16 protein-coding genes, 1 pseudogene and 1 riboswitch are annotated in these 19,517 nt (G+C 37.9%); of the genes and pseudogenes, 9 read left to right on the plus strand and 8 right to left on the minus strand.

The annotated features are described in order from the left end of the window. Nucleotides 1–187: 187 nt before the first annotated feature. Complete coding sequence (locus R2Q80_RS14030) at nucleotides 188–535, plus strand: helix-turn-helix domain-containing protein (protein WP_316800185.1); 348 nt, start codon at nucleotides 188–190, stop codon at nucleotides 533–535. Then, complete coding sequence (locus R2Q80_RS14035) at nucleotides 535–1,815, plus strand: type II toxin-antitoxin system HipA family toxin (RefSeq protein ID WP_316800186.1); 1,281 nt, start codon at nucleotides 535–537, stop codon at nucleotides 1,813–1,815. The genes R2Q80_RS14030 and R2Q80_RS14035 overlap by 1 nt, the downstream gene beginning before the upstream one ends. Before the next feature lie 201 nt (nucleotides 1,816–2,016). Here the strand turns inward: R2Q80_RS14035 and R2Q80_RS14040 are convergent, their stop codons facing one another. The 4 genes from R2Q80_RS14040 to R2Q80_RS14055 all read right to left on the minus strand — a co-directional run bounded on the left by R2Q80_RS14040 (nucleotide 2,017) and on the right by R2Q80_RS14055 (nucleotide 6,090). Beyond that, nucleotides 2,017–3,738: a CocE/NonD family hydrolase gene (locus tag R2Q80_RS14040; protein WP_316800187.1), complete on the minus strand. Its 1,722-nt coding sequence runs from the start codon at nucleotides 3,736–3,738 to the stop codon at nucleotides 2,017–2,019. Nucleotides 3,739–3,817: 79 nt separating this feature from the next. Then, the gene (locus R2Q80_RS14045; RefSeq protein WP_316800188.1) at nucleotides 3,818–4,417 is read right to left on the minus strand and encodes a hypothetical protein; all 600 of its coding nucleotides are present in this window, start codon (nucleotides 4,415–4,417) and stop codon (nucleotides 3,818–3,820) included. A 2-nt stretch (nucleotides 4,418–4,419) separates the two neighbouring features. After that, a complete protein-coding gene (locus tag R2Q80_RS14050; protein WP_316800189.1) occupies nucleotides 4,420–4,887 on the minus strand; it encodes an RNA polymerase sigma factor in 468 nt (155 codons plus the stop codon). A gap of 783 nt (nucleotides 4,888–5,670) precedes the next feature. Beyond that, nucleotides 5,671–6,090, minus strand: coding sequence for a helix-turn-helix domain-containing protein (locus R2Q80_RS14055; RefSeq protein ID WP_316800190.1), 420 nt, complete (start codon nucleotides 6,088–6,090; stop codon nucleotides 5,671–5,673). 124 nt (nucleotides 6,091–6,214) lie between these two features. Between R2Q80_RS14055 and R2Q80_RS14060 the strand changes: the two genes are divergently transcribed. Beyond that, nucleotides 6,215–7,153, plus strand: a complete 939-nt coding sequence (locus tag R2Q80_RS14060) for a zinc-binding alcohol dehydrogenase family protein (RefSeq protein ID WP_316800191.1) — start codon at nucleotides 6,215–6,217, stop codon at nucleotides 7,151–7,153. 262 nt (nucleotides 7,154–7,415) lie between these two features. Next, the gene (locus tag R2Q80_RS14065; protein WP_316800192.1) at nucleotides 7,416–7,874 is read left to right on the plus strand and encodes a hypothetical protein; all 459 of its coding nucleotides are present in this window, start codon (nucleotides 7,416–7,418) and stop codon (nucleotides 7,872–7,874) included. 241 nt (nucleotides 7,875–8,115) lie between these two features. On the opposite strand, the gene R2Q80_RS14070 is transcribed toward R2Q80_RS14065, so the two are convergent. The 3 genes from R2Q80_RS14070 to R2Q80_RS14080 all read right to left on the minus strand — a co-directional run bounded on the left by R2Q80_RS14070 (nucleotide 8,116) and on the right by R2Q80_RS14080 (nucleotide 10,895). Continuing rightward, nucleotides 8,116–9,036, minus strand: a complete 921-nt coding sequence (locus tag R2Q80_RS14070) for an alpha/beta hydrolase (protein WP_316800193.1) — start codon at nucleotides 9,034–9,036, stop codon at nucleotides 8,116–8,118. An 81-nt stretch (nucleotides 9,037–9,117) separates the two neighbouring features. Further along, nucleotides 9,118–9,987: a helix-turn-helix transcriptional regulator gene (locus R2Q80_RS14075; RefSeq protein WP_316800194.1), complete on the minus strand. Its 870-nt coding sequence runs from the start codon at nucleotides 9,985–9,987 to the stop codon at nucleotides 9,118–9,120. 446 nt (nucleotides 9,988–10,433) lie between these two features. Beyond that, on the minus strand, nucleotides 10,434–10,895 hold the full coding sequence (locus tag R2Q80_RS14080; protein WP_316800195.1) for an Lrp/AsnC family transcriptional regulator: 462 nt from the start codon (nucleotides 10,893–10,895) through the stop codon (nucleotides 10,434–10,436). Nucleotides 10,896–11,056: 161 nt separating this feature from the next. Then, nucleotides 11,057–11,239: riboswitch (cobalamin riboswitch) on the plus strand. Nucleotides 11,240–11,417: 178 nt separating this feature from the next. Here R2Q80_RS14080 and R2Q80_RS14085 point away from each other — a divergent pair. From R2Q80_RS14085 to R2Q80_RS14105, 5 genes and pseudogenes are all read left to right on the plus strand, one after another. Beyond that, on the plus strand, nucleotides 11,418–12,425 hold the full coding sequence (locus R2Q80_RS14085; protein ID WP_316800196.1) for a DUF1852 domain-containing protein: 1,008 nt from the start codon (nucleotides 11,418–11,420) through the stop codon (nucleotides 12,423–12,425). Between the two features lie 17 nt (nucleotides 12,426–12,442). Continuing rightward, nucleotides 12,443–13,477, plus strand: coding sequence for a methionine synthase (locus R2Q80_RS14090; protein ID WP_316800197.1), 1,035 nt, complete (start codon nucleotides 12,443–12,445; stop codon nucleotides 13,475–13,477). 17 nt (nucleotides 13,478–13,494) lie between these two features. After that, nucleotides 13,495–14,490, plus strand: a complete 996-nt coding sequence (locus R2Q80_RS14095) for a bile acid:sodium symporter family protein (RefSeq protein ID WP_316800198.1) — start codon at nucleotides 13,495–13,497, stop codon at nucleotides 14,488–14,490. A 4-nt stretch (nucleotides 14,491–14,494) separates the two neighbouring features. Further along, nucleotides 14,495–15,610, plus strand: a complete 1,116-nt coding sequence (locus R2Q80_RS14100; protein ID WP_316800199.1) for an alkene reductase — start codon at nucleotides 14,495–14,497, stop codon at nucleotides 15,608–15,610. A 10-nt stretch (nucleotides 15,611–15,620) separates the two neighbouring features. Next, nucleotides 15,621–16,007: pseudogene (locus R2Q80_RS14105) on the plus strand (acyl-CoA thioesterase). 720 nt (nucleotides 16,008–16,727) lie between these two features. On the opposite strand, the gene R2Q80_RS14110 reads toward R2Q80_RS14105, so the two are convergent. Further along, nucleotides 16,728–19,517 carry a DEAD/DEAH box helicase family protein gene (locus R2Q80_RS14110; protein ID WP_316800200.1) on the minus strand — a complete coding sequence of 930 codons (2,790 nt, stop codon included), beginning with the start codon at nucleotides 19,515–19,517 and terminating at the stop codon, nucleotides 16,728–16,730.

A 19,517-nucleotide genomic window follows, 5' to 3' on the forward strand; every position in this document is an offset into this window, starting at 1 on the left:
AAAGGGGTTTCAATTTAATGCTAACCGTTAATACAGACAATAAAAAGCTAATAAAGTTGTTTAATCTCAACTTTATTTCTAATTACCCTGTTTAATGTTGGAAAAAGACGCCTTATTAGCTTATTTAATTAACAGTTGTATTTAAGTTGAAAAATGACGACATTAGTTAATAATTTGATGTTTAAAGATGGATATATCCGATATTGAAGTGAATGCGAAGAGTGATTTGGAATACTTAAGCCAAATTGGGGAATTTTTAAAAGGTTCAAGGCTTGAACTTGATCTCACGCAAAATATTGTCGCCCAAAGGGCCGGTGTAGATAGGACAACACTAATAAAAGCGGAAAGAGGAGACTCTATTAATCTCCTCTCGCTTATTCAGATTCTGCGTGCTCTGGGTAAGCTAGGTTTTTTGGAAAATATGAAATTTATGAGGCAGGTTAGCCCAATAAAAATGGCAGAATTATCTATGAAAAAGAAGATGAGGGCAAGCGGTAACAAGTCTTATGATGATAAATTACAATCCGACTGGTAATGACTACAGCAATAATAAATCTCTGGAATAAGCGCGTAGGTGCTGTACTTTGGGATGAAAATAGTCAGTTGGCAAGCTTTGAGTATGATCCTGATTTTATAAGTGAGGATCTGGATATTGCCCCAATCAAAATGCCTCTGGGGACGCGGGGACGAATTTATTCCTTTCCAGAGCTCGCACGGAATAATACATTTAAAGGCCTGCCTGGATTGTTGGCAGATATTCTTCCGGATAAATATGGTAATGCATTGATCAATGCGTGGCTTGTGGCCAATGGCCGTCGTACAGATAGTATGAATCCAGTAGAAATGCTCTGTTTTGTTGGTAAGAGAGGGATGGGGGCCTTGGAATTTGAACCAGCAACAGCACGGACTCCAGATCGGGCTACAAAGATCGAAATTGAAGGACTAGTACATATTGCAGGAAAAGTTTTGCAGGGCCGTCAGGACTTTTTGGTTGATATGAATGCTGATGAGCAAAAGGCGCTAATGGATATTCTACGTATAGGAACCTCTGCGGGTGGTGCAAGGGCAAAAGCCCTCATTGCCTATAATGAACAGACTAAAGAGGTTCGTTCAGGCCAGGCAAACGCACCAGAAGGATTCGCTCATTGGCTAATTAAGTTCGATGGTGTTCACGACAGTCAGTTTGGTGCTACTTATGGTTTTGGCAGGGTTGAGTATGCCTATCACCTCATGGCAGTTGCGAGTGGAATTGAAATGACTGAATGTAGACTCTTGGAGGAAAATGACAGGGCGCATTTTATGACAAAAAGATTTGATCGTACACCAGACAAGCTACATGTTCAGACATGGTGCGCAATGGAGCACTTAGACTTTAATAACGTAGGGTTATACAGTTACGAACAGTTGTTTCAGACCATGAGGGCATTACGTTTACCTTATCCAGAAGCAGAACAGCTTTTTAGAAGGATGGTATTCAATGTGATGGCCAGGAACTGTGATGATCATACTAAGAATTTTGCCTTTATAATGGATAAAAATGGTGAATGGGCATTGACACCAGCCTATGATGTGTGTTACGCTTACAGGCCGGGAAGTGCGTGGGTAAGCACGCAATCGCTAATGGTCAACGGAAAGAGGGACGGGATTATACGTGCCGATTTATTGGAAGTGGCACGGAGAATGAATATCAAGTCAGCCGACTCAATAATAAAAGGGATTCAGGAAAAGATTGATAATTGGGAGGCTTATGCAGATAGAGCAAAGGTTAGCGGAAAGTTAACAGAAGGCATAAAATCAACACTTTTAAAGCTTTAGATTTATATCAAAATCTTTGCTGTTTGTAGTAAAGGTTCGTTTTTTGAGACGATATTCTTTTTGCTGGAATTCAACTTGGTAAACTGATAGTGATTTTTAGTTGACTATTGAAGTAATTGCAAACGACATAATGAGGTTAGGTTCGTATAGACCATCTAATTATATATTTTTCCGTTTCTGATGATGATAAGATCATAACTTTCATGAGCCTGGCAACACTGAAAGGCTTATATGGCTATCTGGATGCCACTCAAGCTGAAGGTCATCAATTGCGTCAGCGATGGTTTCCTGACTTACAATTTTCCCAGTCCCATAATTAATTTCCATACCGCGATCTACTGGCACGCTTAAGATAAACACCAATTTTGATCCTTTCTTTATCTGGCGACTGGCGAAAAAGGTGTTACCTGTAAGTTTTATTTTACCTGTTTTTCCTGGCGTGAAAAGTTGCCGCTTGCTGCGATCTTTAGCATAGCTTGCCCGTAACATATCATTATATAACCTCAGATAACTACCGTCTGACAATCTTTCATAGAGTTGTACTGTGATGTCAAGGTCTTTTTTATTTAAGCTCAGACTCAATTCTCCATCAAGGGAGCCCGCAATAGACACCGGTTGCTCAAATGGATCACTTTCAAAGACAAGACTGTTTTTATCTGTGCGCAATAAAGTATCCAGAACAAGTGCATTGCCGGCTGAAATGCTGTTGCTTCTATCTTTGAAGTTAATGCGTTGGCGAATAATTTCATTTTTGTTCCCAGATGATTTGCTAAGCTTATACATACTACTCTGCTTTACTGAACTCAAAAAAAAGTTTAACTTTTTTGAGGTGATTTTCTCAAGGCTTTCAGCATGTTCCCATCTATTTGCACCCATTACCTGAAAGTTAACCTTTTGTTTTAATAGAGATGGTTTGGGGCCACCTTTCAATATGTGATCAAACCAGTCGAAGGTGAGTTTATAAACCTTAAAAATAGCCGCAGAATCAATTTTGTAGCCACCAATCGAAGCTGGCATCGTCATTTGCTGAAGGCCAAAGTGATCATAGGGTCCCAGTACCAGATAATGGTTTGCATTTTTATTGTTTTTGTTATGTTCTCTGAAATAATGCAATGCGCCGGATTGGTCAACATCATAGTATCCGGCTATCGTTAACACAGGGATATTTAGCTTTGCATATTCTTCTGCGGTCGGGGTCAATTTCTTCCAGTAATCATCATAAGAAGGATGTTTTAGCCATTCCTGAAACATCTCATTTGGCCTGCCCTCTATGCTATCCAGTGAAGCGAACGATTTACCGCTTACAAACCATTCGTTAAATACATTTGTCCATTTTTTTTGGTCGGCAAATTCCTGTACGCTTTTACTATCCAGTACTTTGCTCTCAGTTGCGTAATGAATCCAGTTTAAATTATAACCTAAGTTAATGTTGTTGTGGAAGGGAAAGTCAACACCAATACCAACTGCAGACTGAGGGACTATTGTTTTTAATGCTGGATGAAGATTTTTAACGGATGCCCATTGGCTAAATCCCAGATAACTGGCACCGTACATTCCTACTTTACCATCACACCAGGATTGTTTGCTAACCCAGTCAATCATTTCATACGCATCTTCAGCATCATGGGCAAAAGGTTCAGCTTTTTGACTGCTCAGATATTTGCCTCTTACATAAACTGTCACGCCTACATATCCCCTGAGACAAGCAATAGAGTTGAAGAATTTATCAGCCTCCAGGTTTGTATAAATGGAATACCGCACGATTGCTGGCAGCGGTTTGCTTATGGCTTTATTTTGCGTGACAATTGCGGTTAATTCACTGCCGTTTTTAAGCTTTATAACAATGCTGTCAGTGATTTTAAATTCCTGAGCTGATGCCCGGTAAGTGGCCAGCAATAACAATAGAAGAATTATTTTTTTCATAATGTTTGGTTTTAAAAGGCATAGCAATAGCCTTAATGTATTTTATACAAGAATATTTTAAATATGATATATTATTTGTTTAGGTAGTCTGCTCAGAAAGGGCTTGAAGATCTTTTATGTATTTTCCAAAATGATAATCGAAGAAATATTTTGTAATATAGGGCTGTAAAAATCCTGCGACTCCGTAAATGATCAGTCTTAATGGTAGTGCTATGGTTTGCCAGAATGCAAAATCATTACCCGGTTGAAAATACATTGTTGCTTCAAGGATGATGATGAATGCTGCCAGGAAAATTCTAGCGAAAATGAGGTGATGCCTGGCATTTTGTCGCAAAAGATGCATGTTTTTTTGTATGCTGCTTTTCACTGATTCTGTATTGGCATCTTCCATTTTTTCTATCAGTTTGTAATCACGGTAATACATTAATGCTAACGTCAAGGCAACGGGTATAATAAACCAGATAAATGCACTTTGCTGTAAAACTGGTTTAACGATCATGGCTACTGTTAGAAATGCTGCTACAAGTGGGAGTAATATCATCTGTTTTTTATACTTTGCTTTCAGCTTACCCAGCGAACCATTGCCTTTCTGACTGATTAGTTCACCGAGTTTGTAAGTTGGAGCTTTGTATTTTTGGCTGGAAAACGTCCAGTCTTGTTTTAAGTCGTCGAGTTCCATTATTATTTATTTTTGGTCAATTGGCGTAATTTATCTTTAATGCGGTTCATTTTTACCCTGAGGGTACCGTTGCTTATTCCAAGGATATCTTCCATTTCCTCATAAGATTTATCCTCCAGATAAAGCATAACCACTGCTTTTTCAATATCATTTAATTGTTCAATTGCGGCGTACATACTTTGGAACTTTGCCTCTTCCGAATAACCGTATGCGTGCTCGGCTAAGTCTATGTTCAATGACTCGATATCAGTGGTGTATATTTTCTTCTTACCTTTTCTGTACTGTGTGATTGCTACATTAAGACCGATCCGGTAAAGCCACGTTCCAAATTGCGATTCCCCCCTAAATTTTGGATAGGCATTCCAAAGCTGAATAACGATTTCTTGAAAAAGATCTTTCCGGTCATCTTCAGTATTGCCATACAATCTGCAGATTTTAAAAACCATTCTTTCATGATCTTTAATCAGCATTTCGAATGTTTGATGTAGGTTACTATTCTTCAATTTTTTTGATGTTTGGACAGTAGGTCGCAAATAGTAAAAAAAAGTTACAGGTTATTTGTATTATTTTTTAGAAAAAGTTTATATACAAAACCTGAATGGTTCTTTTAAATGTAAAAACCTATAATAGCAATTGATTTTTTATCTTGCTTTCTATTTATATATCTAAGTTTGCATTTTGTGTTCTATGGATCTATAATTGAGTTATTTGTATAAATCTTTGCGAACAAGCCAAAAAAGAGTTAACATTAATAATTTTGCGGATTATGTTGATTTTAGAATGCTGGATGGAAACTAAAAGGTATTAGTTATATTGGATTTATATTATCTTGGCAAGTAAGTCGAAGCTTTTTCAGTAACACATATTGGAAATTAAGTATTGCCAATAGTAAATAAATCGACTCTTACTTGGGACAGCGTATAACTCAAGAAGTTTGTTGAATTTTTCATTTTAAGAAACAATTTCTTCTTGGTAGTAATTGATGCAATTAAATTTGCAGTTGAAAGAAAAATATACACTCGGGGATAAATACAATGGTTATGTAAGACATTTTATATCCAGGCTCTGGTTTGTAAATGAACCTTTCAGCTGAAGATATATATAAGGGCATAAGCAAATTTATTATAGAACAGTCTTACAAATTTCGGAAGCTTGAAACTATCTTATTAAACTTTGATTAAATTAGAGATAATGTTTAAACTAGAACTCTTTGGCTGTTAGAATACATTTAACAAGAGTAAATACAATTGCAATTACTTTAACAGGGGCATACAAGAACATAGATTTTTTTTTACGGTGTCTACGTATTCTTCAGTAGAATGTTTTTTTGTACATAGTATTCTCTCTCGATGATCTAACCCCCAGATTAGTAAAGGAAATATTAGGGCTTCCAGCTTCATTCCATATTCAGTTAGTTCATATTCAACTTTTGGAGGATTGCTGGCTAATGAGGTTCGTGAGATGAGGAGATTTTGCTCTAGTTCCTTTAGCTCATAAGATAATACCTTTGCGGAAATATCGATCAAATGAAACTTAAGCTCTTTAAAACATAATTTATTGTGTTTTGCTAAACCAAAAATAATTGACACAGTCCATTTCCGGGAAAGAATTTCAAGAGCATCATGAATGGCTAATATACTCTCTTTATGATCTATTTTAATTGGCTTCAGCATAATAATTTATGTTTTAAATATACATATTATTTTATTAGGTTACCTTTTTCTCATCGGTTACTTATTTGTAACTACCAAGTTTGTTAGCATAACATTATCTAAGTTTATCGAAAAAACAAAAAAAATGAATGTCATAAAAGTAAGCGGTTTTGGGCCCGCAGAAGTTTTACAAAAGGTAAAAGTTTCACCTATAATCCCCAGAGAAAATGAGGTAATAATTAAAAACAGTGTTGCTGGCGCAGGATATGTAGATATTATGATGCGTAGGGGGGTATACCCACATATAAATCCTGAGGCATTTATTCCAGGGATCGAGATTGCTGGTGTAATTAAAACTGTTGGTAAAAGTATAGATTCAAAATACGTGGGAATGCGTGTTTATGCAATTATACCTCAAGGTGGATATGCTGAAGAAATATTAAGCACCATTGAAAATCTTATCTTTCTTCCTGAATGGATTTCGGATGAGGAAAGCATTGCTTTAGGTGTCAACTCACTTGTAGCTTATTTTTCTTTAGCACTTATCAAATATAAAGAAATAAAAAAATTGCTGGTTCGTGGAGCAAATGGTGGTGTGGGATCCATGGTCCTGCAGTTAGCTGTATCATATGGCATTGATACTACGGCAGTTATAAATAAACAGTATTTAAAGCCGGCTATCAGTGAAATAGGAATTGATAAATTCTATACAGATGGCGACCTTAGTAATAACTATGACGCTATCATCGATCCTGTAGCGGGAGAAAAAATGGATAATTTCGTTGATTTATTGGCTAATGATGGTGATTACATTCTTAATGGAGCCAGTGGGGGATTTCCAAATGAGTGCTTTGGGATGAGTTGGTTAACTCGATTCACCAAATCCCCTCGTTTATACTTTGAAAGTCTTAGTTCAAAAGATATCAATTCGATTAGAGAAGCAATGAATGAAATATTTTTACTATCCAAGGAAAGCCGTATAAAGCCAATTATTGCCAAAAGATTCAATCTTGATGAAATCATAAAAGCCCATAATTTTCTTGAGTCCGGAGGATTTTTCGGGAAAGTATTAATAATTATATAGAGATTATAATATTCTTTCTGCGACCCATGGGTTGAAGTTCTATTTACTCCAGGAGACAGAATCTACATTATCTTATTAAAACCTTGAAATCATTTAAACAGGTATCCTTAGCAAAGTTTTTATCATTGTTAACACTGTTTTTTGAAAGCTACCTTAAATTGTGGATCGATTTGTTTTAAATAGCTTTATTCTGATGATTTTAAATGCATTAGAATGTTTTGGCAAATCATTTGCTTTCAAATAAAACCTAAATAAAATACTTATGAAAATTGTATTCCCTATTTTGGCTGCCGCGAGTATACTTGCCATCTCGTGCCAAAGCAACAACACCTCAAAAACTTCATCATATTCTAGTCTAAGTAAGTCAGATACGCATGTTACAGATTGTTATATATATGCCAAAAGCCGGGATACTGCAACCCTAACAATAGCTACATTGGATGGCAAAGTTTCCGGGAACTTGATGTATAAGCTTTCGGAAAAAGATATCAATAATGGGACTATTGAAGGGGTTGTGAAAGGAGACACAATTATTGCTGATTACACCTTTAATTCAGAAGGAATGGAATCCAAACGTCAAGTAGTATGGCTAAAAAGAGACAATAAACTTATCGAAGGATTCGGGGAACAGGAAGAAGCCGGTAATACTGCTAAATTCAAAAACAATTCTAGTCTTAAATTTGCAGGCTCCATTGAGTTCAGTAAAGTAGATTGCAAATAATTTAGAAATGTTGAATAAGGTGCTGCATAGTAATACTTTGCAGCACCATTGTGTTATATTTAAAACTTCTTTCAATTCATCTCTACATATTCTTATCCCATGATATCTTCGATAGCTATATTCTTCTTTTTATTACAAGTCACATAATGACTCTCGTTAAAAATGTATGGCAGTATTGCAAACGAATTAAATATTGAACCATGGTACAAAATCTATTTTTTGCATTATTATTGCGAATGGTTTATACTGTTGTCAGGGAGATTATAAAGTCACCAGCCTTTTTTATTGCATCTTTTCCCTCCGGAAGAATAGCATGCCATAATGGGAAATTATGTATCATTTTTGGCCATACTTCAAGTCGGATATGAACGCCAGCCATTGCCGCTTTACGTGTGAATGTTAGTGCTTCACTTAACATCTCTTCTGCCTCACCAACGATTATATAGATAGGCGCAAGACCATGGATATCAGCAAAGATCGGAGAAGCAAGAGGAAGTGTTGGGTCTGCTCCACCTAAATAGGCTGCTGTTTGTGCCTGAATTGCCTTTAAACTTACGATTGGATCTATTCCCTCTCTGGTTTTATAGGTTTCACCACTTTGGGACAAGTCAATCCAGGGAGATATCGCTATTCCTCCAGCAGGCATCGGAATGCCTCTATCTCTAGCAAATAGCATCAGATTAATCGTTGCATTTCCTCCCGCTGAATCGCCACTAATGATAATATTTTTTGAATCGTATCCCTGCTCAAGCAACCAAAGGTAGCCGTCAAATATATCTTCGAGGGGCTGAGGAAACGGATGCTCAGGTGCCAAACGGTAATCCAGTGCAAAGGTTTTCATTTTTCCTGCTCTTCCGAGCTCGCTGATCTCACCACGATGTGTCGCCGGGCTACCGATAAGAAAGGCGCCGCCATGGATATAATATAAAACGTGTGAATCTCTTGCTTCCGGCGACCTAGTCCATTCACCTTTCAATTTTCCAACCGAGACTGTTTCATAAGAAATATCCTCAGCTAATGGTAAAGTAGCGTACATTTTATCAGCTGCAATACGGAGTTCTGGAATAGGAGCTTCCAAATTTAGGTAAGTTTTAAAATAATCCCTTGCTATTTTTAGTGATTTGTTCATGCTGTTATAAATTAATTTATCAGCAAATTTCATATTATTGATTCTTTTCTGTTAGAAGTTAAAGTTTCAAAATTGGCACTTTGCGTGCAGGATTACCAGACTGGGTTTTTTGAGTTAGAGATATTTTTTATACATCATTCTGCGATATTCAGCAGGAGATATACCTTCCTGTTTTTTGAATTGCCTTGAAAAATATGAGAAATCCTTAAAGCCAAGTCTTTCACTAATATCGCCTATTGGAAGGTTGCAATAAACCAGCATTCGTTTTGCCTCAGTCAATCCGCGTTCACGAATCATAATGCCTGCAGTTTTGCCCTTTAGATTCTTAACGATCCGGTTTAAATAATTAGGGGAAATTCCAAGTTTATCGGCATAGAAATGGAGATCACTTTCGTTGCTATAATATTGCTCAATAAGTTTTTTGAATTTTTTATGTATTAAAACATGATAGGCATTTGAAAGCATAGGGTGCGTTTGATTCATTAACCTTTGGATTCGATTCAGTAGTACTAAAACTAATCCATTTATGATCAGCGGAACTTTAACCTCCCTATTTAGTTCTTTAATGATGGGGCCTATAATTGCAGTCAGCTCCTCTTTGGCGCCATCATTTAGGCACAGATATGGTTTAGAAAAACTATCTTCTAAAAATGTAAGTTCGAAGACAGAGTCCAGCATTTGGTGAGTCAAAAGGAATTCTTCTGTAAATGAGATACAGTATCCTTTTATTTTTTTCAAGGATTTTGAAAGATGAATTTGACCCGGGGAGGTGATCAATAGAGTATCCGTTTTAATAGTGATATCTTGATAATCTATGGTATAAGTCGGAGTGCCATCCGTTACCCAGATAATTTGGTAAAAGTTATGCTTGTGTGGCCAGGTTAAGTCTATTGGCCATGTTATATCTTCAAACCGTTCTATGGCAAATAAATTGTCTATGTTGTTATTTGATGGGAAGTCTTCTATCTTATAAGTTTGAATCATATCTTTGAAATGGACGTCAAGCAAATCTAGCGTTTCTATAACTTTAATAAATCGATAAAGCGTATTTAATCCTTATTTAGCTTATTTGCCATGAAATTCGTTAGATAACGACTAAACAACATATGAATTCATTAGGTGGATACCTTCGTTTTTTGAGACTTTTTGATTATTATGATCTGCAAATAAAAATAGTCTATAGAGGATTTTTTTATTAATATGATTTTGGGATGAAGAATTATGATAAATGGATCCGATGTGGCAATATTATCAATGAAGAGATTAGCGCTAGTAAATCTCTGTGCATAACCGTCAGCTTAGATAAATGGATTAATGGCCGCTTTAACACATTGCTTTGGCTCTTCTTTCAGTATAGCTGTTCTGTACCGGCCACTCATGGATTGGGAGAAAGAAAAACGGGAGCCCATTAACCCTAACTTACGCCGATATTAAAAACTGATGTTGTGTGTATTTTTGATCTCTGCCATTACGAAAGTACTATGAGCACTGCCAATACTTTCAACGGAGCCTAATTTATTAAAAACGAAGTCCTGGTAATGCTTCATGTCTTTGGCATACACTTTCAGAAAGAAATCATAATCGCCGGAGATATTATAACATTCCACAACCTCCTCAATTTTGAGAATATCCTCTACAAAGCTGTGGCCCACCTTTCGGTCATGCTGTTTAAGCCGGATATTGCAGAACACGATAAAGCCCTGGTTGAACTTTTCAGGGTCAAGCAGCGCGATATATTTCTTGATATAGCCACTGATTTCCAGGCGTTTTACACGCTGTACAACCGGCGATGGCGTCAAATTTACCTTCGCAGCAAGTTCCTTGATAGTATGACTTGAGTCATTGCCTAATATTTTTAAGAGTTTCAGATCGATCTCATCTAATTGTTCCATAGCATAAATCACTGTTTGAGCACGCAAAAATAAGAACAAACCGCATAAAAAATCAATAAATCTTTAATTTAAAGTAATTTCGGTTGAAATTATAGTATATATTCGACTTTAATAACTGTTTTAGTACCTTTGGACAGAGTTTAAAACTCGTGGTTCTTTGCTTTTCAGCAATCGGGAAAGGTTTTACTTAGCGGTGAATTAATAGGGAATCGTGTGCAAATCACGAGCTGTCGCGCAACTGTAAGTAACACAAAAGGTTTTACCAATGATGGTCACTGTGAAAACGGGAAGGCCGGTAAAAGCCGTTACAAGTCAGGATACCTGCCTTTTCTGAATTGACGATACTTCCGCGTAAAGAGGTTATTGGTCAGATTGTATAGCTTAAAGGTGCAAACCCTCATGGGTTGATCGTGCCCATTTGTGTATATCTCTCCTTCCTAAATCCTTTCTTTTGCCTGTCGTATCCTGAATAATCAAGGACTTTATAATGATTGTTAACCATTTAAAAAGTTAAAAAAATACATGGAAAATATCCAGGACACCAAGGGGAATGAATTTGTGTTCACACTAAAGAGCACTTGTCTAGATGAAAACTATCACCCTTCAAGTCAGACGCGTCTGACAACCAATTTTGCAAACCTGGCCAGAGGAGCTAACCGCCAGCAAAACCTGCGTAATGCCTTAAATATGATTAACAATCGATTTAATGCACTGGCTCATATAGACAATCCAAAAGGCGACCGTTATCATTTAGAACTCGAAATCCTCACCGTAACGATGCGTATCGATGATAAGAACGGCATCAACGATCTGCCGATGATTGAGGTTTTAAAAACGAATATTTTTGACGGTAAAACTGGTCAGCAAATTGAAGGTGTTGCCGGAAATAATTTTTCTTCTTATGTGCGGGATTATGATTTCAGTGTTTTATTAATTGACTACAATAAAGATAAACCTAGTTTTACTGTTCCTGAAAGTTTTGGCGATTTACATGGAAAACTTTATAAGTGCTTTGTGAATTCGTCAACTTATAAAGAGCACTTTAAGATGTCGCCGATCATTTGTTTAAGTGTGTCAGGCAACAAAATATATACCCGGACTGAGTACCAGCATCCCGTCCTGGGTTTTGAGTATCAGCAGGACCAGTATTCGCTCACCGATGAATATTTCTCTAAAATGGGCTTAAAAGTTCGTTTTTTCATGCCTGCGAACGCTGTGGCACCAATGGCTTTTTATCATTCCGGAGATCTCCTTTCTGATTATACTGATCTTGGACTTATCAGCTCAATCAGCACGATGGAGACTTTCCAGAAGATTTACCGTCCTGAAATTTACAATGCAAATTCAGTGGCTGGCAAAATCTATCAACCTAGTCTTAAACACGAAGATTATTCACTAACCCGCGTAGACTATGACCGCGAAGAGCGTAGCCGGTTGGCCGTTGAACAAGGTAAATATGCCGAAGAGCATTTCATCAAGCCTTATCAGGATATTCTTGAGCAATGGTCTGCCAATTTTTCAATTAATTAATACATTAAAATTATGCTATGACTAAGAAATTATTATTGCCCACCTCTATTGTTGGAAGTTTGCCTAAACCTGCCTGGCTTGCTCCACCCGAAAAACTATGGTCACCCTGGAAATTAAATGGCGAACAGTTGCTTGAAGGAAAACAGGATGCGCTGCGCATTACACTCCAGGAACAGGAACTGGCAGGATTGGATATTGTTTGTGATGGTGAGCAGACACGCCAACATTTCGTAACCACCTTTATCGAGCATTTAAGCGGTGTAGATTTTGAAAATCGCAAAACCGTGCGAATACGTGACCGTTATGATGCGAGTGTTCCGATGGTTGTAGGCGATGTTGCTCGCCAAAAAGCAGTTTTTGTTGATGACGCCAAATTTTTGCGTAAACAAACCAACAAGCCGATTAAATGGGCGTTACCCGGCCCGTTAACCATGGTAGATACGTTGTACGATGGGCATTATAAAAGCCGGGAAAAATTGGCCTGGGAATTTGCCAAAGCACTTAATGAAGAAGCGAGGGAGCTGCAGGAGGCAGGGGTAGATGTTATCCAGTTTGATGAGCCTGCTTTTAACGTGTTCTTCGATGAAGTAAACGATTGGGGAATGGCAACGCTGGAAAGGGCAATTGAAGGTTTAAAGTGCGAAACTGCGGTACATATCTGCTACGGTTATGGCATACAGGCCAATAACGACTGGAAAAAAACATTGGGTTCAGAATGGCGTCAATACGAGGAAATTTTTCCAAAAATTCAAAAATCTAAAATTGACGTGGTATCATTAGAATGCCATAACTCAAATGTTCCTTTAGATTTAATGGAACTTGTTCGAGGTAAAAAAGTAATGGTTGGTGCCATTGATGTGGCGAGTAACACTATCGAAACGCCTGAAGAAGTAGCTGGTACGCTGCGCAATGCCCTCAAGTTTGTGGATATCGAAAACCTTTACCCTTCTACAAACTGTGGTATGGCACCTTTGTCAAGAGCGGTAGCCAGAGGAAAGTTAAGTGCTTTGAGCGCTGGTGCAGAGATCATACGTAAAGAATATGCGGTTTAGCAATATATTAAATTACATTGAAGAAGTTATTAGCAATATTAAGTAAAGCAGGTTTCGACGGTTTCCTGCTCATGATAGGCATGATGATCCTGCTGGCCTATTTTTTACCGCAACCGGGCATGGTCAAAGAACCTGTTTCGCTGGAGCAGATCGCAGGTGCTGGCGTTTCGTTGATCTTTTTATTCTATGGCCTAAGATTGAGCATGGAGAAATTAAAAGCCGGGCTTGTCAACTGGAAGATGCACATCATCGTCCAATTGACGACTTTTTTGTTTTTTCCGCTCATCGTTCTGGCGTCCCGCCCGCTGTTTGTTGGCACCGATTTAGAAGTGCTTTGGTTGGGTATATTTTTTCTGGCAGCGTTACCATCCACCGTTTCCTCTTCGGTGGTCATGGTTTCTATCGCTAAAGGCAACATTCCCGCGGCCATTTTCAATGCGAGCATTTCCAGTTTGATCGGCGTAGTGGTGACGCCGCTCTGGGTTGGACTGTTCATTGCTTCTGCAACAGGAGATTTTGATGTCACCGAAATCGTGATCAAGTTGGTCCTTCAGGTTTTATTACCTGTCATCGTCGGCATCAGCCTCAACTCCCGTTTTGGGGCCATTGCCGAAAAATATAAGAAACAGCTCAAATATTTTGACCAGGCGATCATCCTTACCATTATTTATACGTCATTCTGTAAGTCGTTCTCCGAACATCTTTTTGCGGGCTTTACCGCCCTTGAACTTGCGGGACTTGCCGCCGGGATGATGGCCCTGTTTTTTGCCGTATTCTTTTGCGTCGGACTGCTCAGCCGATTGTTTGGCTTTTCAGCTGAAGACCGAATCACGGTACTGTTTTGCGGATCTAAAAAGTCACTGGTACATGGAACGGTCATGTCAAAAGTGCTCTTTCAGCACAGTACCATCACAGGGATCGTATTGCTGCCACTCATGCTTTACCATGCCCTGCAATTGATAGCCGCCAGTATTATCGCTCAGGGTATGGCCCGGCGAAAAGAAGAAAAATAGTCCTATGAAGCTTTTAGAAAAAATACCGTTGGGCGATGTCAGCCTAAAAAACAGAATAGCCATGGCAGCAATGACCAGAGGCCGTACAGACAGCAATGGTCTGGTGGGTGACATGACGGCAAAATACTATGCACAAAGGGCAAGTGCAGGTTTGCTGTTCAGCGAAGCCATCAGGATCAGTGAAGAGGCTACCGGTAGTCCGCTTACACCAGGTATTTTTACCGCTCAGCAAATAGCAGCCTGGAAGAAGGTCACAACTGCGGTACATGATAAGGGCGGTGTAATAATCGCCCAGCTTTGGCACACCGGCCGTATGGGACATTCTGTAGACCGGAACGGCAAGCTCCCGCTTGCGCCATCACCCTTGCCTATTCTGGGCATGCAGCATTTTACTTCTCAGGGCAGGAAAGACTTCGAAATCCCTCGGGAAATGACGATCCCGGAAATCAGGCAAACCATTAATGATTATGGCCAGGCCGCGAAAAATGCGATAGCGGCAGGTTTTGACGGGGTTGCACTCCATGCCTGCAATGGCTATCTGCCCAACCAGTTCTTAGCTGAAAGTTCCAACCAAAGAACGGATGCTTACGGCGGCAGCATCCAGGGCAAAGTCCGCTTCGTGCTGGAAGTGATGCGGGAATTGATTCGCGTGGTTGGTGGTGAAAAGGTGGGCATTAAGATAGCGCCTTTCCATTGCTATGGTAATATGGTACTGGATAATCCTACGGCTACCTATACCTACCTGATCGAAAAACTGAACGATATGGACTTCGCCTATGTGGAACTCATGAGGTGCAGCCCAAATTTTCCTTCGCCTGAACATTATACAGCTGAAGACGAGATCGAGCGCTTTGGCAAGAAGATTCGTCAGACCGTTATTGCCAATGCAGGATACGATAGGGCTTCCGCCGAAGCAGAACTTGAAAAAGGTATTGCCAGCCTGATCTCTTTTGGCAAGCTATATATCGCAAATCCCGACCTGCCTGAACGGTTTGAAAAAAACGCCCTGCTTAACGAGCCTGACAGGGCCACCATGTATGGTGGCGGGGAACAAGGATATATTGATTATCCATGCTGGGATGAAGAAAAAGCTGTACAAATAATAGATGGTCAGATTTAATTAAGTGATAATGAATTTGACGGAACGTATCCAAGCTTCGCAAACACGGGTGTTCGAGACCGTATTCCCCAAGACCACCAACCACTAGGGTACGCTATTTGGTGGCAGCGCCATGGCCATGATGGACAAAGTGGCTTTTATGGCCGCCACGCGTTTCAGCCGCCAGGTGATGGTGACGGTGAGCAGCGACCGTATTGATTTTAAAAAGTCAATTCCCGCTGGTACGATCATTGAACCGGTGGGCCGCGTTTAACATGTTGGTCATACCAGTATGAAAGTATCGGTTGAAATTTATGTGGAACGGATGTATGCTGAAGGGCGTGAACTGGCAGTACATGGCGAATTTACTTTCGTTGCCATAGATGAACACAAGAAGTCAGTTAAAATAATTCAGTAAATACTGGCAAATCTTATACGACAGGAAATCCTGAACTTGGCCGACAGCATGCGCTAGAAAAAAACTGAAATTACTTGTGCAAATAGTGTCCTGTCTAAATTAGTTGAAGACCTAATCATTTTATCTACGCTACAGCTCCATAACCAGATGCAAAAGAGTTTAGTCTTGGTTAAGAGGGGATTATAATAAATATTGTCACCTTGATTCTATATCTACAACATTTTCCTTTTGTGGTTATTGCTTCACATAAATTTACAGCTGAAAGAAAATAAAGAATAGGGGTGAGATGAATATTTTCGTCTCGAAAGATACTTTTCTTTTTGTCGTATTGGTACGGTTCTACTTACAGCTAAAAAAAGATATCCAATAGGGGACGAATACTTTCGTTTCGAGAAATATTTTTCTCTTTGCGTAATTGGTCCAATTAAACTTTCAGTAGAATGAAAGATGTACAGTAGGGGATGAATACTTTTCTTTTGTGAGACAAGTTTGATTGTATAAGGTCTTCGTTCTACTAAAAATAGAATATTTTGAAATTTTGATTTTTTTGGTATCAATAAACTACGGAGATAAGGGATACTGTTCTATAGTTAGAATTTTGTCTTTGGTTAATTTATCTATGTTTTTTGCATATTCCATTAGATATGCTTATTCAAGATTACACCATAAAAGAGTAAATAATAAGCCCAAGAATTAGTTGTGCTTAATTATAAATGATTTTTATAAATCTTCCGTTGACGTAGCTAATCGGTACATCATATTATCTGAACCAAAAGACGCAAAATGTTTTTCACCACACTCTATTTTCATCCTTTCTGTTTCTCGTAGAAATGCCCTGTCAAGTGTTCCTTTGGTTTCGCAAACAAAGTATATTTTCTTATCATTTTCCATTACGAGCGCCCAGTCTGGAACATAATTACCAATGGGTGTCGGTATTTTGAATCCTCTTGGCAACTTGAAGTAAAACTTAATGCTCTCGTCTGCTTCACAATCTATTGCAAATTGATTCTCAATTGAACTATCGATAGCAATATAATTAAATACGGTCTTATTCAGATTTTCTACCTTATATAAATCAGATAAATACGTTTCGATTTCTTCAAAGTTAAAAAGAGTCATTTCATAATACTTACCATTAATAACTTCATACTTTACACCTTCCACTAATAATGTATTGAGATTTCTTTGGATGACACTCACCATATTGTCTAAGAACATTTGGGGATTAATCTCCAATTCTCCATAACGATTTGATTTCTCAAAAATCTCGAAAATGGTTGCTCTAGTTATATCAACTCTCGATTGTATGTAAGTATACACATCTGGAATTTGATAGGTAACCTGTTCTGAATTTTTTACAGATGATCCTTCCAGTTTGTTTATGATACCTTCAGATGTATAATTTAAGCTGGCGGATTTTGATTGTAAGATAGGCCTTTTGGTTAATGGAACGATGTTGAAGTTCGAGAAATCTTGCACACACTTTTTAATCAAAAGTTTAGAATCGTAGCTAACATTGTATCTGGTTCTTGAAGAAATTCTTTCCCATATATCAAAGAGTAAAGGAAAGTTCTCAGCATTTAATTCTTTGTTTAATTTAACTTGGCCCTTTTCTACAGCATTTTTGATCCGTCCCGTAAAATCTACACTTGTATCATTTTGAATTTCATTTTGAAGAGCTGAAGTAAAATCTTCATATTTTTCGTTTGCAATGACGGTAAGGATATTAATTCTTTTACTTCGAACCTGAACTCCGGATGCATCAACTGCTAGTCTCAATCCTCTTCCAATTTCCTGCCTTTTCTTGATATCTGATTTGCTTTCATTCAGTGTACAAATCTGAAATACATTGGGATTATCCCAGCCCTCTCTTAATGCAGAGTGAGTAAAAATGAACCTTAGTGGTTCATTTAAACTGAGGAGCCGTTCCTTATCCCTCATTATAAGCGAATATGTATCTTCATCGTCTTTGGTTGTTCCCTTTGTATCTTTATAGTTTCCCTTTTTATCAGTAGAAAAATATCCGTTGTGAATCCGAGCCGGACTCCAATAATCGGGATGTAAAATAGGAATATCGGATTCATGTACGTCGCCACTTGCAAAATACGTTTCTGGGGGGGCAGAATTGAATAAATCAGGAAACCTCGCTTTATATTTTAAAGCATACTTTGCAAAAAGTTCTTCAAACCATAAAGCAAACTTACCTTTAACAGCATTCCCATCATCATCATAATATCTGTAGTTCGAAACTTTATCTATAAAAAAAAGCGTTAAAACTTTAATTGAGTTGTAGCCTTCAGGCTTTTTCCAATATTTGACTTCTTTTTCAAAATGATGGAAAATTGTCCGTTCCATCTGATATTTAATCACATCATCTGATTTTCTGCCAATTTCACTGTCCTGTAATAATATTACCCCATTTGACAGTTCTAGAATAGCCTTACCTTCAACTACTTGAATTGAATTAACTATATAGCCATCTTTGTAAATATCCCTACCTCCTGATAATTCATAAATGTCATCCCCTGGCTTAACATTTATTTTCTTTTCCTTAATTTCAAAAAGATTTTGAACATGAATGAAGATTTTAGCTGTGAGACTTTGTTTTTTTTGTTCAAAACCAACAAGTTTTATAAAAGAATTATTAAAGTCAGGGTGGGCAGTAATACCATCAACTTCAATTTGCTTTACCAATCCCAAATCATAAGCTTGAACAGGATTTAATGTATAGAGCTGGTTATAAAAATCTTTATGCGTTGCACTATACCTTAAAGTACATAAAGGATTTAAATTGAATATCGCAGATTTCCTAATATCGGTCTCCATATTCTGAGGCTCGTCAATAATGACGATTGGACTTGTAGCTCGTACAAAATCTATTGGTTTAATCCCCGTTTCCCGAACAGAGTTTATAATATTATTGTCTTTGGTAAAACTGTCAATATTAATAACAAGGACTTGTAAAACATTAGACGAAGAAAAATTTCGAAGATTTACAAGATTTTTACTTTCATACAATGAAAAATTTATTGGTGGGTTCCCAAAAATTGTCTGAAAATGGTCGTGAGTTATCTGTAGATTTTTTAAAGCACCCTCTTTTATAGCTACTCCTGGAACAACAATTACAAACTTCTTGAATCCATAAACTAAATTAAGACTATAAATTGTTCTAAGGAAAGTATAAGTCTTTCCTGTGCCAGTTTCCATTTCTACTGTGAAATTTAACCGACAAAACTCATCATTACCATTTTCAGATTTAGATGTAATTAAATTATTTGATACGCTCAGGCCATTTCTGGATTGGACTTTTTGAACATTTTTGAGGATTTGGTCCTCATCAAGTAATAATTTATTTCCTATGCCATAGTCATTCAATTCGAGTGATTGAGAACTTTGTTCTAAAGATATTTCGAAATCACCTCTTGCCAAAGGTTGCCCTTCAAAAATATCAACAACTGACTTTACTGCCGAAATTTGATATTCTTGCGAGCCGTCAAACTGAAACTTCAT

It is taken from the genome of Pedobacter frigidisoli (assembly GCF_032678525.1).
In the GTDB taxonomy this organism is placed as follows: domain Bacteria; phylum Bacteroidota; class Bacteroidia; order Sphingobacteriales; family Sphingobacteriaceae; genus Pedobacter; species Pedobacter frigidisoli_A.